The sequence below is a fragment of the Ruegeria sp. AG7 genome (assembly GCF_056541545.1).
In genome coordinates this window covers 393,321-407,873 of record NZ_JBQFYP010000001.1, presented here as the reverse complement: position 1 = coordinate 407,873, position 14,553 = coordinate 393,321, and the positions used below count along the sequence as shown (strand labels likewise).

17 protein-coding genes and 1 tRNA gene are annotated in these 14,553 nt (G+C 56.0%); 7 read left to right on the top strand and 11 right to left on the bottom strand.

Going from position 1 to position 14,553, the window contains the following annotated elements; genetic code table 11:
- Nucleotides 1–31: 31 nt before the first annotated feature.
- Entirely contained in the window at nt 32–583 is a 552-nt protein-coding gene (locus ACR0BF_RS02160) for a VOC family protein (protein WP_480624175.1), read from the top strand.
- A 113-nt stretch (nt 584–696) separates the two neighbouring features.
- Here ACR0BF_RS02160 and ACR0BF_RS02155 read toward each other — a convergent pair whose 3' ends face one another.
- Nucleotides 697–1,194: a hypothetical protein gene (locus tag ACR0BF_RS02155; protein ID WP_480624174.1), complete on the bottom strand. Its 498-nt coding sequence runs from the start codon at nt 1,192–1,194 to the stop codon at nt 697–699.
- Between the two features lie 290 nt (nt 1,195–1,484).
- Between ACR0BF_RS02155 and ACR0BF_RS02150 the strand changes: the two genes are divergently transcribed.
- Nucleotides 1,485–3,221 (top strand): caspase family protein, encoded by a 1,737-nt coding sequence (locus ACR0BF_RS02150; protein WP_480624173.1) that lies wholly within the window; start codon nt 1,485–1,487, stop codon nt 3,219–3,221.
- Between the two features lie 671 nt (nt 3,222–3,892).
- Here ACR0BF_RS02150 and ACR0BF_RS02145 read toward each other — a convergent pair.
- From ACR0BF_RS02145 to ACR0BF_RS02115, 7 genes are all read right to left on the bottom strand, one after another.
- Entirely contained in the window at nt 3,893–4,327 is a 435-nt protein-coding gene (locus ACR0BF_RS02145) for a c-type cytochrome (RefSeq protein ID WP_480554780.1), read from the bottom strand.
- Between the two features lie 11 nt (nt 4,328–4,338).
- On the bottom strand, nt 4,339–5,205 hold the full coding sequence (locus tag ACR0BF_RS02140; protein WP_480554778.1) for a copper resistance D family protein: 867 nt from the start codon (nt 5,203–5,205) through the stop codon (nt 4,339–4,341).
- A gap of 2 nt (nt 5,206–5,207) precedes the next feature.
- Entirely contained in the window at nt 5,208–5,549 is a 342-nt protein-coding gene (locus ACR0BF_RS02135; protein ID WP_480494746.1) for a copper resistance CopC family protein, read from the bottom strand.
- Nucleotides 5,550–5,559: 10 nt separating this feature from the next.
- Nucleotides 5,560–5,991 (bottom strand): c-type cytochrome, encoded by a 432-nt coding sequence (locus ACR0BF_RS02130; protein ID WP_480473968.1) that lies wholly within the window; start codon nt 5,989–5,991, stop codon nt 5,560–5,562.
- Nucleotides 5,992–6,087: 96 nt separating this feature from the next.
- Nucleotides 6,088–6,429 (bottom strand): hypothetical protein, encoded by a 342-nt coding sequence (locus ACR0BF_RS02125; protein WP_480473967.1) that lies wholly within the window; start codon nt 6,427–6,429, stop codon nt 6,088–6,090.
- 797 nt (nt 6,430–7,226) lie between these two features.
- Nucleotides 7,227–7,302: transfer RNA gene (locus tag ACR0BF_RS02120), tRNA-Ala, on the bottom strand.
- Between the two features lie 144 nt (nt 7,303–7,446).
- Entirely contained in the window at nt 7,447–7,773 is a 327-nt protein-coding gene (locus ACR0BF_RS02115) for a TIGR02300 family protein (RefSeq protein WP_480473966.1), read from the bottom strand.
- Nucleotides 7,774–7,873: 100 nt separating this feature from the next.
- Here ACR0BF_RS02115 and ACR0BF_RS02110 point away from each other — a divergent pair, with 100 nt between their 5' ends.
- The 3 genes from ACR0BF_RS02110 to ACR0BF_RS02100 all read left to right on the top strand — a co-directional run bounded on the left by ACR0BF_RS02110 (nt 7,874) and on the right by ACR0BF_RS02100 (nt 10,491).
- The gene (locus ACR0BF_RS02110; protein WP_480624172.1) at nt 7,874–8,569 is read left to right on the top strand and encodes a M48 family metallopeptidase; all 696 of its coding nucleotides are present in this window, start codon (nt 7,874–7,876) and stop codon (nt 8,567–8,569) included.
- 30 nt (nt 8,570–8,599) lie between these two features.
- Nucleotides 8,600–9,247 (top strand): GntR family transcriptional regulator, encoded by a 648-nt coding sequence (locus ACR0BF_RS02105; RefSeq protein WP_480473964.1) that lies wholly within the window; start codon nt 8,600–8,602, stop codon nt 9,245–9,247.
- A 113-nt stretch (nt 9,248–9,360) separates the two neighbouring features.
- A complete protein-coding gene (locus ACR0BF_RS02100; protein WP_480473963.1) occupies nt 9,361–10,491 on the top strand; it encodes a lytic murein transglycosylase in 1,131 nt (376 codons plus the stop codon).
- A 3-nt stretch (nt 10,492–10,494) separates the two neighbouring features.
- Here the strand turns inward: ACR0BF_RS02100 and ACR0BF_RS02095 are convergent, their stop codons facing one another.
- Both ACR0BF_RS02095 and ACR0BF_RS02090 read right to left on the bottom strand, forming a co-directional pair.
- Nucleotides 10,495–11,457 (bottom strand): acetyl-CoA carboxylase carboxyltransferase subunit alpha, encoded by a 963-nt coding sequence (locus ACR0BF_RS02095; protein WP_480605856.1) that lies wholly within the window; start codon nt 11,455–11,457, stop codon nt 10,495–10,497.
- 185 nt (nt 11,458–11,642) lie between these two features.
- Nucleotides 11,643–12,239 (bottom strand): LysE family translocator, encoded by a 597-nt coding sequence (locus ACR0BF_RS02090; RefSeq protein WP_480519374.1) that lies wholly within the window; start codon nt 12,237–12,239, stop codon nt 11,643–11,645.
- A 73-nt stretch (nt 12,240–12,312) separates the two neighbouring features.
- Between ACR0BF_RS02090 and ACR0BF_RS02085 the strand changes: the two genes are divergently transcribed.
- Both ACR0BF_RS02085 and ACR0BF_RS02080 read left to right on the top strand, forming a co-directional pair.
- Entirely contained in the window at nt 12,313–12,765 is a 453-nt protein-coding gene (locus ACR0BF_RS02085; RefSeq protein ID WP_480473960.1) for an Lrp/AsnC family transcriptional regulator, read from the top strand.
- 119 nt (nt 12,766–12,884) lie between these two features.
- Nucleotides 12,885–13,463 (top strand): PA14 domain-containing protein, encoded by a 579-nt coding sequence (locus ACR0BF_RS02080; protein WP_480473959.1) that lies wholly within the window; start codon nt 12,885–12,887, stop codon nt 13,461–13,463.
- Between the two features lie 54 nt (nt 13,464–13,517).
- Here the strand turns inward: ACR0BF_RS02080 and ACR0BF_RS02075 are convergent, their stop codons facing one another.
- Complete coding sequence (locus tag ACR0BF_RS02075) at nt 13,518–14,480, bottom strand: L-malyl-CoA/beta-methylmalyl-CoA lyase (RefSeq protein ID WP_480473958.1); 963 nt, start codon at nt 14,478–14,480, stop codon at nt 13,518–13,520.
- Nucleotides 14,481–14,553: the final 73 nt, after the last annotated feature.

Genomic DNA, 14,553 nt, shown 5'->3' with positions numbered 1-14,553 from the left:
TGAGAACTCATCAAACGGGAGGAAACTCAACATGCGCAAATTGCAGGCACAGGGCATTCACCACATCACCCTGACTGGTGCAGACCGGCAAACGTCAATAGACTTCTGGGAGGGTCTTCTCGGGTTTTCGCTTATCTTCGATCAACCAAACCTGGACGATCATTCACAGGGTCACTTGTACTTTGCCGCTGGTAACGGCCAGACGATCACGGTGTTCACCAATGAAGATCGAAAACTGTCCGGCAGTTTGCTCAGGGATCAGGTTGGCGCGGTTCATCATCTGGCCTTCGCGGTGTCACGCTCGGTTCTCATGCAGGTCGAGGAACGGCTTGACGAGAGGGGTATCAAGCACACGCCAATCAAAGACCGGGGCTTCATGAACTCGATCTATTTCCACGATCCGTTGGGTTTGAGGATCGAGCTTGCGAGTTACCGCTTTGAGCCGCCTGAAGGTGCAACTCATGGTGACGTTCTGGCCGAAGCGCACAGGCTGCGCGTTGAACGTGGTGATCTTGCGATTGCCGACGTCCACCTTGCCGATGCGATCGAGAATATCGTCTCGGAGCGTACTCCAAGAATGTAGCCCACATGTCGTTTAACCTGAGCGGTGGGCATCGCGATCCCCAACAAAATCGAAACCGGCAAAGTCGATTGATCGATCCAATGCCCCTTTACGGGTCTTCTTTTTGCAAAAACCTAATCGGGAAGCGTGGCCACCGTGAGTGACCGCAGGAATTCGCCAATATCAGACACCTCTTGTCGGCTCACTGCGCGATTGATGAGCATGTCCGTGTTCCGCCCTGGAACTGTGTCTTCAGCGCTCGCGGCCACAATGTGGATGTCTGCCAAAGGATCATCGGTCAGGGTGCGTCCCAACTGAGAAACGGCCATAACTCTGATCGCCTCTTCCAGATCGCTTACCGAGCCATTGTGGAAATAGGGCGCGGTCAACGCGACATTGCGCAGGCAGGGCACGCGAAACCGGACGGGACGCTCCTCAAGAAGCAGATCGTATTTTTCCAGATTGGGATTGCCGTCCCAAAACACCGGGAATATTCGGTAAGTCCCAAGTGGCTTTTCAGTGCCCGCTGTGGAGAGCGCGGCATCGATATGGCAGTTTCGGCAGCCGATCTTGTCGAAAAGCACGAGGCCGCGCAAATCTGCTTGTAACAGCGCCGCATCCTCGCCATTCACAAAGCGATCATAGGGCGTATCGGGCGTGACAAGCGTGCGTTAGTAAGCCGCGATCGCGCGGGTGATATTGCGGAGAACCAGAAATCCTCCGTTGCTCAAACCCCTAAATCTGTCCGGTGGGTGCTGACGTCACACAAGGCCCAAGTGAAGCAGTTGGTTTGACAACAACGTCGCCCATAAACTCCATTTATGCTATATTAGGTCCGGTTTCAGTGGACGATTTTGCCATGTTAACGCGCCAATTGCACCAATGCTTCTTTGGATCGTGGATATATCTGAGCTTCGTTTTGATGTTCGGACTGAACGCAGCACTTGCGGAAACGCCTCATGCAAAACGTGTGGCTTTGGTAATTGGAAATGCACGATATGAGCATGTGTCAAACATCCCAAACTCAGCCAATGACGCCCAGGATATTTCTGCCGCCCTCAAGAGGATCGGCTTTCATGTCACAGCAAAACAAAACCTCGACTACCGCGAAATGCGCCTGACCTTAAGAGACTTCTCTGAGGATGTAGTCGATGCGGATATGGTATTAGTCTATTTTGCAGGTCACGGGATCGAAATCGACAACACAAACTACCTGATACCGACCAATGCCGAACTCAGGAGTGACAAGGACGTAGAATTCGAGGCAATCCGTCTGGATACGGTGCTCAACGCCGTTTCGACCGCGAAAGGCTTGAAGCTGGTCATAGTGGATGCGTGTCGGAACAACCCGTTCGTGAGCGATATGGTTCGAACCACTGCAACCCGATCAATCGGTCAAGGGTTAGGCCGCATCGATCCCAGTGGGGTTCTTGTCGGGTATTCAGCGCGAGGCGGGACTTTGGCGCTGGATGGTGACGGTCGCAACAGCCCGTATGCAGAGGCCTTTCTTGAACATATCGAGGTACCCGGGTTGGAGCTTGGGAAAATGTTCCGGAAGGTGCGGGATACGGTTTACGAACTTACAGATGGGTATCAGGAGCCATTCACCTATGGGTCACTGCCCGGTCATGACATTTTCCTTGTCCCAGCAGCACTCAAAGAACCAATCAATAGTGACGATGCCAATGTAGATGCTGCCAATGCCGTTCGCCCTGTCGATGAGCGCGAGCGGTCGGCGCAACGTGTTCTGGGCGAGGCCATGCAGCTGGAAGACGAAAGCGCGAAGCAGGGCGCTTTGAAGCTGATCGCGCAGCTGTATCCAGACACCCGCGCGGGGCAATATTCTCAACAAGTTACGGATGTGGTCGGACGCACAAATCGGAAGATTGCCACACTCGTCACGCCGAAAACGACGATTTCACCCCCTGGAACCGAAAGCCGCCTAGACGCGCCTGCACCGTTGCCACGCTCGAATTCGGACATCGAGGCCAGTCTGAATCTGAACCGAAACGATTACCGGAGCATTCAAAGCGGCCTGAACGCGCTTGGGTTTTCAGTTGGATCAGTGGATGGGATCTTCGGGCCTCGGTCCCGTGAAGCTCTGAAAGAGTTTCAGAGGCAAAATGGTGTAGAAAGAACCGGATACCTCACAGCACAAAGCTACGCCGTTCTGAAAAATGTAGCAAAACCAGAACCATCCGCGCAAAGCGACCAACAAGCAGACCCTCAGATACTGGTGGCCGTACCCAAGTCGCCCCCAAACGAGAACGCCCAAAACGCCTTCTATGGTGACTATGTCATCGAATTCAAAAGACGACCGGACCCACGTTACAATGGCGGCGAACTTGCCAACGAAAAGCCTAAAACAATGCTGCGAGTGGTGTACCGCAAATCGGCCGCCGGGTTTCAACTTTTTAGTGCTCAAGACAATACTGGAACCGGTGCGTCGCGTCCGCAAAGGTTTCGCGCATCGCTGTCTGACAACGGAAAACTGCGGATCTCAGGAAACGTGGGATACCTGTTTGGAAAAACCCGAGTTGTACCATTCTCGGTCACTCAGAGTTTTTCGAAGGAATTTACCAGTGGCAAAACCGTGCATTCCAATCATGGTCGGTTTGATGCTGCATTTTTCTTTGATATGACAATTACACGGCGCTGAGTGAAGTCGGAATGGGTGTAGCGCGGCCCAGCAGACAGGCTCGCTTGCCCAAGCGCATCCGCGTTCGCCACGTGGCGGATCAGCAGGAACAGGCGCTTTCGGCAACTGATCTGCGTATCTGCGCTGATTGTTCCAAAAAGAAGTCAGGGTCATTCCAACGGGTTTGGATGCCAATGTAGGAAGTGAAGTGCTCATGCACCTTTGTGCGGAGTTCGCCGTGGTTCGTGCCCGATGCTTCTATGTGCCTTGCTATTGTGTCACCGCACACTGCAAGACGCCGTGCCAGAGTACCAGTCTCATTAGGGCATCTAGTACGCAATGAAACACGAAGGTTCTACGCGGGGTGTTTAGTCTGGTGCGGTGTTTTGGTGCCGCGTCGGGTAGGGGCCAACGAAAGTAGTAGATGCCGTGTCGGGACAGTGAGAGATACGCATGCAGCTTCATTTTGCGTCACACTTGTGTGTCACGCCGCTCTATTGCTTGCTAACTGGTTGTATTGTTAGGTTTTGGCGGAGCCTGGGGGAAACGCTGCCGAACGCCTAATGTCCTGATAGTAAACACTATTGTAGTGTGCTGGTTTACAGAGTGTCTCACCTTAGTGTCACACTTAGAAGCACTCAACCTGCTACGTTGAACTGTGTATACCCAAACCGACACCAGACTACTGCCCTTTACTGATGAGGAAGGTTGCGACTAGCCTGCATTTGCTGAACATCGTCAGGCCAAGTGGAGCGTATGTAAGCCAGCACGTCCCATATGTCGTCGTTAGTCAGGGTGCCCTCAAAGCCCGGCATGCCACTGCTGAAGTCTTTAATACCGCGTGCTGCCAATGCGTCTGCCCCACCTAGTTTGGTATACTCGAACAGTAGCTGGTTATCATGGTGCCATGTGTGCCCTGTCACGTCATGTGGTGGGGCGGGTAACACTCCGTCATCGCCGGGTGTCTGCCAGTCGGGTTGGCCTTCCAGATTAACTCCATGGCACGAGGCACAGTACTCTGCGTAGAGTTTCTGCCCATTCGCGAGGTCCCGGTCTAACAACTCATGATCTGCAGCGACGCTAGTACCAATACTGCATATAGCGAGTGCATACAGGTGTTTGTTCATCTCTACCTACCTTAACTCGGAAGCGTCAGTACGCTGGTGAGTGTCGCCGTTGTCGCCAGAACCGCAAATACGACTATTGCCTCAACCTCGATAGATCGGGCGAGGCGTTGCGCTGCTTTAGCCTCTCCGCTTTGTAAGGCCGGAACAAATCGGAGCTTGTTGGCAGCGGCGAGGATCAACAACAGCGCCACAAGGAACACTTTGAGCAACAGAGCCTGACCGTAGCTAGTGAACAAGAGCCCTTGGAGATTGCCAACAAACAACCAAGCCATCCAGAGACCCGCCGCGACCAGCGTTGGCACAATCAGTGCAGCAGCTTGTCCGAACCTGTGCCCTAGTTCAGCAGCATCTGTCAGGTGTTCAGGCATGAGAGCCATACCCCGCAGCGGGCTAAAGATACCCACCCAAAAGGCTACACATAGAAGATGCAACAGGAGCAAGAGTTGGACACCAAAACTCTCCAGTTCCGGCACATGTCCGATCTGTGCAAAGGACCACATGGCCAATGCGCCACCCAACAGCGCGATCCATAGGCCAAAGCGAGGAACAGACAGTCCCACAAGGATCAACACTGCGCCTGCAAGGCGATAAACAAGTACGTCGCTTACGGATGTTTGCCAAAGCAAGCCAAGCATCTCTGGATCGACCATGCCGTCAACTCCGCCTGTTAAGGCGGCTCCTCGGAGCATGAAGCCAAATACCGTTGCTGCGAGGGAAAGCCACGCCAAGACCATGGCTTGGCGCTTCATCGCAAGGCTTATCGGCGAGACTAGTTCGGAATAGAGGCACTTCACGACGACAAGCCCGGTGGACCCAGCAAAGCCGATGTAGAGCACCAGCTTTGCGAGGATTGCGACAACTCCCCAAATGTCTGGCATGCTCATTCCACGGAAAAGGAAAATTCGCCCTGCATCGCATGGCCGTCTTTACCTAAACCACGCCACTCGATGACATAGGTGCCGGTTCCATTGCCCGGCAATGGGATCGTGAACACCTGACGGAAACTTGTTTGGTCCCCCAAATCCAAGCGTATCGCCGCTTGCTCTTCATGGGCCATCTCAATCCGTGTCAACCGGATGTCCTTGGTGAAGCTGAGGCCAATTTCGGCGGGCACAGAGGTTACAGTAGCCCCGTTGGCAGGTGTCGTTTCTTCGGCCTTGGAATGCGCCAGTACCCCGCTGGGAATAGCAGCCATGATTGCGAGCGTTATGATCTTCTTCATGGTTCTGTCCTCAATTTATTCCATTAGCACGCTGGATTTCACGAATGTACGCGATCACCATGGCAACGTCGCCTCGCGTCAATCCTTCGACCGGCGGCATGTCACCAAACTGCCAATGATGGCTTCTTACACCTTGTGAAACCGCCCTCTGAAAGGCTTCGTCAGCGTGGTGGCTGGGCTCGTATATCTTGTGGATCAGAGGCGGTCCTGCGCCTTCTACTCCGACCGCGTTGACGCCGTGGCAAGTAGCGCAGGAGACATCAAAGACACGCTGACCGATTACAGCATTGCCCTCAATTGACGGCATCTGAATTGCGACCATAGCATCGCCTTCAAGTGCCTCCTGCGGCGTAGTCTCTTCGATTGAACCGGGCCGAAGGGTTATGAAAGCGGCGACGGCAGCGACGGTGCATACACCGACTAGTAAGTAACTTTTTTTCATGGATTGGTCCTGACATTTTGGAAGCTTATAGTGCTGCGGTTCATTGCGAACAGCGGCACGCGCAGGTCGCAGATGTTCGCAAGGATTTACGCTGCTTCAAAGGTCAGGGGGCTTGTATGGGTTATCCGGTTCAATCGGCTTGGCTTGAGTTCCAATCTGAAACTCTGGATCAATTTCACGTTGATCCTGCGCGGCTTCTCCGTTCTGGGCGAGCAAAACAATGGCTTGGCAGATAGAGGGATTGCACTCGCCGGTTCCTGAACTGTCCGGGTCATGGTGGCTGTTTGGGGACGACTTATCGATGCTATTTTTAGCCACGGAAGCGTGTTCTGTTGATTGCATGTGGCTTTCACAGTGAAGGCCGATGCAGCCATCTGATAGCGCATGAACAACGGTGCCAAAACCGGTCAGGGTGACCAGAACGCTGACTAGTAGCACAATTGAGTATCGTCGGATGACCATGGTTCAGGACGCTACTGCAGCAGACCAAGCATGACAACGCCATCACGTTTATAATTATGGATTGTGACCAACTTAATTTCGAGCTTTTTGGGCCCGCCTCCTCGTAGCTAGCAACATGAGAAGGTCCTTCGTACTAAACCCCTAACTGCAGTGATGTGGACGACGTCGCAGTTGAGTGTTGACTTGTGTCAAAGCGTAGGTTGCCAAATTGTTGGTAAGGTGCTTCGCAAATGGGTCAGAGCAACAGCATAAAAGCAACCCGGAGAACGGTGGTGTTTTTGGCTATACTCATAGCTATGGCCGCATGCACGGACAGGCATCACCACGGTGACTGGCACGGCCATGGTGCAGAGGGATGCTATGGACCTCACCATGACGCTATCGGCGAAGCTCGTTGTGGGGCGTTTGAGTAAGCTACTTTGCAAGGACGCACTCGCAAACAACCAGTCTAGCCAGTTTATGTTTGTTGATCACGAGGCCGCCGTTGATAGTGAACAGCCTCATTTGACTAGTCCAGTTTGATTGTTAGTGCATCGTCGGCCTCTGATCCATTGGAATGATGGTTTCCGGGGCTGGTGGGCGATAGCCCAATGCACTGTCCGATGTGTGGTGCTTGGTCCAGTGTGGGGTTTTGGTCTTGTGTCGGGCAGGGGCCAACGGAAGTAATATATGCCGTGTCTAGACAGTGAGAGGTACGCATGCAGCTTCATTTTGTGTCACACCTGTGTGTCACACCGCTCTAATGCTTGCTATCTAGTTGTTCTGTTAGGTTTTGGTGGAGCCTAGGGGAGTCGAACCCCTGACCTCTTGCATGCCATGCAAGCGCTCTCCCAACTGAGCTAAGGCCCCATCATTGTACCATCGGTATGGTGGACGGACGTTTAGGAGACAGCGGCTGCGAGTGCAAGTCCAAAATTGGAATTGGACGCGAATTTCCGTCCGGGCTGTCCCTCTCAAGTAAAAGGCGATCCCAGGGGATCGCCTTTTACTTGATCAGTTGTCGTCGTCTGACGTCATGTCGGTGATGTCGTCCAGTGAAACGTCATCACTGTCGTCATCATCGTCGTCCAGCAGATCGTCATCCAAATCCACGTCGACGCTGTCATCATCGTCCAGAACCAGATCGTCATCCGCCGTGTTTTCACGTGCTTTGACCGAAGCCGCGTCTTCCGCATCCGCCGCGATCATGCGGCTTTTGACTGTTTCAAGCTCCACAATCTCGCCAGTGTAGGGGCTGATGATGGGGTCTTTGTTCAGGTCGTAAAACCGCTTACCAGTTGTCGGGCAAACACGCTTTACGCCCCATTCTTCCTTGGGCATGTCAAATCCCCTTGATATCAGGTGAGTCGTCTAAATGATTCAGCTCACCTGCCACAGGCAGAGGGCACTGTCAAAGTCTTTGCGCAAGAGAGGTCGCGATATGGGAGAGCACGCATTGCCAGGGACACCGCCGGTGCCACTGAGATTGCGCAAATCGGCTCGGGCGCGGCGTATCAGCCTGCGAATCTCCCAGCTGGATGGGCGCGTCACGTTGACTTACCCGAATGGCGTGCCGGAATCCGAGGCCTTGAGCTTTGCGCGCACCAAGGAAGGGTGGATCCGGCAGCATCTTCAGGGTCGGCCCGATATGGCCTCAGTGCAGTTTGGGCAAGTGATCCCGATCGAGGGGAAAGCACGCCGAATCGTCCCTGCCACCGGGCGACGGGTTATGCTGAATGCAGATGAGGTTGCCGTGCCGACAGGGGCCGAGGCCCGCAGGTTGGGCCGGTTCCTGAAGGAACTGGCGCGAGACCGGTTGACCGGCGCCTGTGATGATTATGCAGCTATGCTGGGGCGTTCGTACACGACACTCAGCCTGCGTGACACGCGGTCGCGTTGGGGGTCGTGCAGCTCGGATGGCGGGTTGATGTTTTCGTGGCGCCTTATTCTGGCACCTCCTGACGTGTTGCACTATGTCGCGGCGCATGAGGTGGCACATCTTGCCGAGATGAACCACTCGCCTGCCTTCTGGGCGCAGGTTGAAAAGATCTTTGGCCCGTATCAGCCGCCCCGCCGTTGGTTGCGCGACAACGGGGCCGAGTTGCATCGCTACAGATTTGACACAGAGCCGAGTTGACGTGGCGCCTTTTTGTGATCACATGAGCATATGTTGACCGCGCGCCCTTCCGAAACCCAGACCGCAACACATGACCGGGTGTACCGGGCGCTGCGATCCCGGATAATGCATGGTGAGATGGCACCGGGGCAGGCCCTGACGCTGCGGGGCATCGGCAAGGAATTTGGTGTTTCAATGACTCCGGCGCGAGAGGCGGTCCGCCGCCTGGCCGCAGAAGGGGCATTGTTCCTGTCCACATCGGGCCGGGTTTCGACCCCGGAGCTGACGAATGACCGGATTGAGGAACTGGCTGCCTTGCGCGCCTTGCTTGAGGTCGAACTGGCAAGCCGGGCCTTGCCCAGGGCACACATGGCCCTGATCGATAGGTTGCAGAGCATCAACATGACAGTTGCCGAGATGGTGACCAAACGGGATGCGGTTGGCTATATCCGCTCGAATCTGGAATTTCACAGAACCCTGTATCTGCGCGCTCAGGCCCCTGCGATGCTGGCCATTGCTGAAACCGTCTGGCTGCAACTTGGCCCAACGATGCGGGCGCTTTACGGACGTCTCAGGCGCGCAGAGCCGCCACATTATCACAAGCTGATCATTGCGGCGCTCAAGGCCGGGGACGAGCCGGGATTGCGGCTGGCAGTGCGCTCGGATGTGACGCAGGGGCTGCGTTTGCTGGTCAGCTGAGCGGCTTCCTGCCGACATCGTCAAAGCGCCCGTCCAAGGTGTCACTGTTCTGGCCTGTGCAACCCGGCTGGGTTACTCTTGCGGCAAATCACAAACAAGAGCAGACCCAAACCATGATCACTCGCCGGACTTTTTCCATTTGCCTCGGATCAACGCTTTTGGCCGCCTGTACAGGCGGTGCCGCTCCGTCCGGCACGCCTGCAACCCGGATGCGGGCTGTTCCTAATGCCGGGTGGGATGCCTGGGTTGCCGGTTTCAAGGGCAGGGCAGCGTCGCAGGGGATCTCCCGGACAACCGTTGACCGCGCCTTTCAGGGGGCCGGGTATTTGCCCGACGTAATCGAACGCGACCGAAATCAGGTCGAATTCAAGCGCAGCCTCGAAGACTACCTAGCCATCGCGGCCTCGGACGAACGGATCAGCACCGGCCAGCAGATGCTGCGGCAACATAACGGCACCCTGTCGCGGATCGAGGCGCAATATGGCGTGGATAAGGAAATCGTCGTGGCCGTCTGGGGGCTGGAGAGCCGTTACGGCGCGCGCCGCGGTGATGTGCCCGTTGTATCGGCGCTGTCGACGCTTGCTTATGATGGCCGGCGTGGGCAGTTCTTTGAAAGTCAGTTGATCGCGGCGATGAAGATCCTTCAGAACGGCGATACCACGCCTGCCAACATGACCGGCAGTTGGGCCGGTGCGATGGGGCACACGCAGTTCATTCCGACCTCGTATCTAGCCTATGCCGTGGATTTCACCGGCGACGGGCGGCGCGACATCTGGTCGGATGATCCGACGGATTCGCTGGCTTCCACCGCTGCTTACCTGTCGCGTGCAGGTTGGGTGCGGGGGCAGCCCTGGGGGGGCGAGGCGGGGCGTGTTTCCGGTACTCCGGTGGCCGTGTTGCAGCCGCAAATACCGGGCCCCCGCATCGCCGTGTTCCGCAATTTCCAGGTAATCAAACGCTATAACAACTCGGACAGCTACGCGATCGGCGTCGGTCATCTGGCGGACAGGATCGCGGGCGGGGCGCCGTTTCAGGCCTCGTTCGGGCCGGATGCAAGTGGGCTTACGCTGGACGACCGCAAGGAATTGCAGCGCCGCCTGACATCTGCGGGGTATGACACGCAAGGCGCAGATGGCGTGATCGGAAACAACACCACCACAGCCATCAGCGCTTATCAAAGCGCCAACGGTCTGCCCGTGACAGGTGAGCCTTCGGTTGCTTTGCTGCGCAGGTTGGGTGGCTGACGGTTACGCCGCCAGCCCCTTCGACCCGATATCAAGGAATTTCTGACGGCGGTCCTTTATCAGGGCCGCCCCATCCTTGCCGTCCAGTTCAGTCAACATGGCGGTGATGGCCGCGCGCACCGACTCAACCGTTGCCGGTCGATCGCGATGTGCGCCACCCTTGGGTTCCGGGATGATCCGGTCACATACGCCCAGCTTGTGCAAATCCTGAGCGGTCAAACGCAGCGCCTCGGCCGCTTCACGCATCTTTTCGGCATCTTTCCACAGGATCGATGCGCAGCCTTCCGGCGAGATCACCGAATAGACCGAATGCTCCAACATCGCCACGCGGTTTGCGGTCGCAAACGCCACAGCGCCGCCCGAGCCGCCTTCGCCGATGATGACCGAAACCAGCGGCACGCCGATTTTCAGACACATTTCGGTCGACCGGGCAATCGCCTCGGATTGGCCGCGTTCCTCTGCTCCTTTGCCCGGATAGGCGCCAGCAGTGTCGATCAAGGTAATGACAGGTAGTCCAAAACGCCCGGCCATCTCCATCAGACGAACTGCCTTGCGATACCCTTCAGGTCGGGCCATCCCGAAATTGCGTTCGATCCGCGACTTGGTATCGCTGCCCTTTTCGTGACCGATCACCATCACCGGCTTATCGTCAAAGCGTGCAAGACCACCGATAACGGCCAGATCGTCGGCAAAGTTCCGGTCACCGGCCAGCGGGGTGAACTCGGTGAACAATGCGTCCACGTAATCCTTGCAATGCGGGCGCTCCGGGTGGCGCGCCACCTGGCACTTCCGCCAGGGTGTCAGGTCGCGATAGAGTTCATCCAGCAGCTTGGAGGCTTTGGCATCCAGCGCGGCGGCTTCTTCTGCCACATCCATTTCTTCGTTGGCACGGGCCAGCGCGCGCAGCTCTTCAGCTTTGCCTTCAATTTCGGCCAGCGGTTTTTCGAAATCCAGATACTGGGTCATGACGCCTCATCTGCGTGAAATTTCCTAGCTATATGCCGCTGGCTGGCCTCAGATGCAACTAGATGACACTGAAGCGGCATCGTTCATGTCAAAAGCCGTTGATCAGATTAAGAGATTCTTTCTCTTGCCAGCACATTCCCGACATGCCCAGCAAAACAATCGCTGAAATCGACTAATGGGGAAACTCACTCCGGCCAAAGCACCGGATAGAGCGAAACCACAAGCAGCACAGCCATTGTCCAGTTGAAAACAACCAGTCGGCGTGGGTTGGTCAGCAACCGTGCCATCTGCTGTCCCAGTACGGTCCATGTGCTGACCGACGGTAAGTTGACGGCCCCGAAGACAAGCGCCACGACGGCAATCGCATACATCGTCCGATCCGGTGTATAGGCCGTGGTGGCGGTCAGGGCCATGGCCCAGGCTTTTGGGTTTACCCATTGAAACGCAGCGGCTTGCAGGAATGTCATCGGCACTCCGGTCACCTCGGCGCTGCTTGCCGGCGCGGCATGTGCAATCTTCCAGGCCAGATAGAGCAGATAAATCACCGACAGGATTTTCAGCACCGAATAGCTGACGGGATACCGATCAAAGACCTGCACCAGACCAGATCCGACGAGCAGCACCATGAAGGTAAAGCCAAGCCCAATGCCCAGCATATGCGGAATCGAACGTCGAAAGCCGAAATTTGCCCCCGAAGCCATCAGCATCAGGTTGTTCGGCCCCGGTGTGATCGAGGTTACGAAGGCAAAGGCGATCAGGGCCATCAGGATGTCATAAGTCATGGCGCGAAGTATTGTCCGCTCTGCGGCAAATGAAATTGCTTTTTTGTGCGTGTTTCCTGTAGTTGTGCAATCAATGATGAAAAATGACAGAATAAACCGCCAGATATTGCAGGAGCTGACCCGTGACGGACGGATCAGCAATCTGGATCTGGCTGAGCGTGTGGGCCTTTCCCCTTCGGCCTGCCTGCGCCGCGTGCAAGAGCTTGAAAGGGCCGGGGTGATCACAGGCTATCGCGCGGTTCTGGACCCGGCGGCGATGGGTATCGGCTTTGTCGCTTACATCGGTGTAGGGCTGGGCGAGCATACAAAGGCCGCGCAGGAGGGGTTTGAACGCGCGCTCCAACTAGCGCCGGAAGTTGTCGAATGCCACAACATCACGGGAACAATCGAATACCTGCTGCGGGTCGAATGTGCAGACCTGCCGTCTTACAAGACCTTCCATACCGAGGTGTTGGGGACCTTGCCGCATGTCACATCGATCACATCCTATGTGGTTATGGATTCACCCAAGAATTTGCGGGCGTGACGCCTTGAATTGTGAAGGCACACTCTCTTGCAGGTCGAAAACTCACAGCCTAAAGTCATGGAAATGACGTTGCCTTGGGATACGCCCAGCCAGAACGGCACGCAAACAGGGAGATTACGATGAAACGCGTTCGAACAGTGGCGGCCGCAGTTGCCTTGTCAGTGGTTGCCGGGGCCGCCTTGTCTGCCCCGCTGAAACTGCAACCTGCCAACCCGCAGCCTTCTCCGAAGGCGGGGCTGAATGTGAAGTACATTGGCACAGGCAATCAACACAAGAAGATCCGCGATCTGAGTCAGGCAAAAAGCATGCTGTCCAAAGCGCAGCCTGGGCAACCGCTGCAGGGACTGGATTACAGGGACACCAGTCAGGGTGACAATGTCATGACATTCGACGGCGCTTACAATGTTGCTGCCGAGATTACGGGATATATGCGGTTCGACTCGCCTGGGGTTTACGAGTTGGAAACCTGGTCGAATGACGGGATAGAAGCATTCGTCGGAGGCCAAAATATAGGCTATGTCACGGGTATTCAGGGTTGTGAGGCCAACCAGCGGACCGAAGTCGAAGTGCCCAAGGCAGGGTGGTACCCGCTCAAGATCATCTATTTCCAAAAGCTTGGAACATCCTGCCTGATGATGAAGTCGGGTAAAAAGGGCGAAAGGTTCACCTGGACGCCGAATGCTGTTTTTGGGCGGTGATACCAGAACGAAGTTGGAAAAAGGCGCCGGGTCGGGCGCCTTTTTTATTGTGCATCAGCCGTTGGCCGCAATCAACTCGGCCTGTGCCACGATCACCTCGGCCTGCTTGATCGAAGCGATGTCGACCAGACGTCCTTTGTAAACCGTCGCACCTTCGCCATTGGCTTTGGCTTGCTCCATCGCGGCGAGGATTTCGCGGGCCTCTGACACGGCTTCTTCCGAGGGGGTGAACACCTGATTGGCCAGCGCGATCTGCTTGGGATGGATGGCCCATTTGCCCACCATGCCCAGCGTGGCCGAACGTTTGGCCTGCGCAATGTACCCCTCGTCATCGCTGAAGTCACCGAAGGGCCCGTCGACTGGCAGCACGCCATGGGTGCGGCATGCGGCAACGATGGCGGCCTGTGCCCAGTGCCATGGATCGGACCAGTGTTTCGCACCCTCGTGCAGCATGTAATAGTTTTCCTGCGTGCCGCCGATGCCGGTGGTTTGCATCCCCATCGAAGCGGCAAAATCAGCCGCGCCAAGGCTCATAGCCTGCAAACGGGGCGAGGAGGCTGCGATTTCTTCGACATGGGCGATGCCGGCGGAAGATTCGATGATAACCTCAAAGCTGATTGGTTTGGGGCGACCTTTGGCGCGTTCGATGGCGGTGACCAATGCGTCCACCGCATAGACATCTGCCGCGCAGCCGACTTTGGGGATCATGATCTGATCCAGACGGTCGCCCGCCTGTTCCAATACATCGACAACGTCGCGATACCAGTACGGGGTATCCAATCCGTTGATGCGAACGGACATGTATTTGTTGCCCCAGTCCACGGTGTTCAGTGCTTCGATGACATTGGCGCGGGCCGTATCCTTGTCCGAAGGCGCAACCGAGTCTTCAAGATCGAGGTTGATCACATCTGCGGCGGATGCTGCCATCTTCGGGAACAGTTTGGTGTTCGACCCCGGGCCAAACAGCTGACAGCGATTGGGACGCGCCGGTGCGGCAGGTTGGATGCGAAAGCTCATCTGGACCTCGTCTGAGTAATGAAATTACGATTTTCCTGCTCAATGAGGTATTAAATTGCGCGGTGCGGCGCAA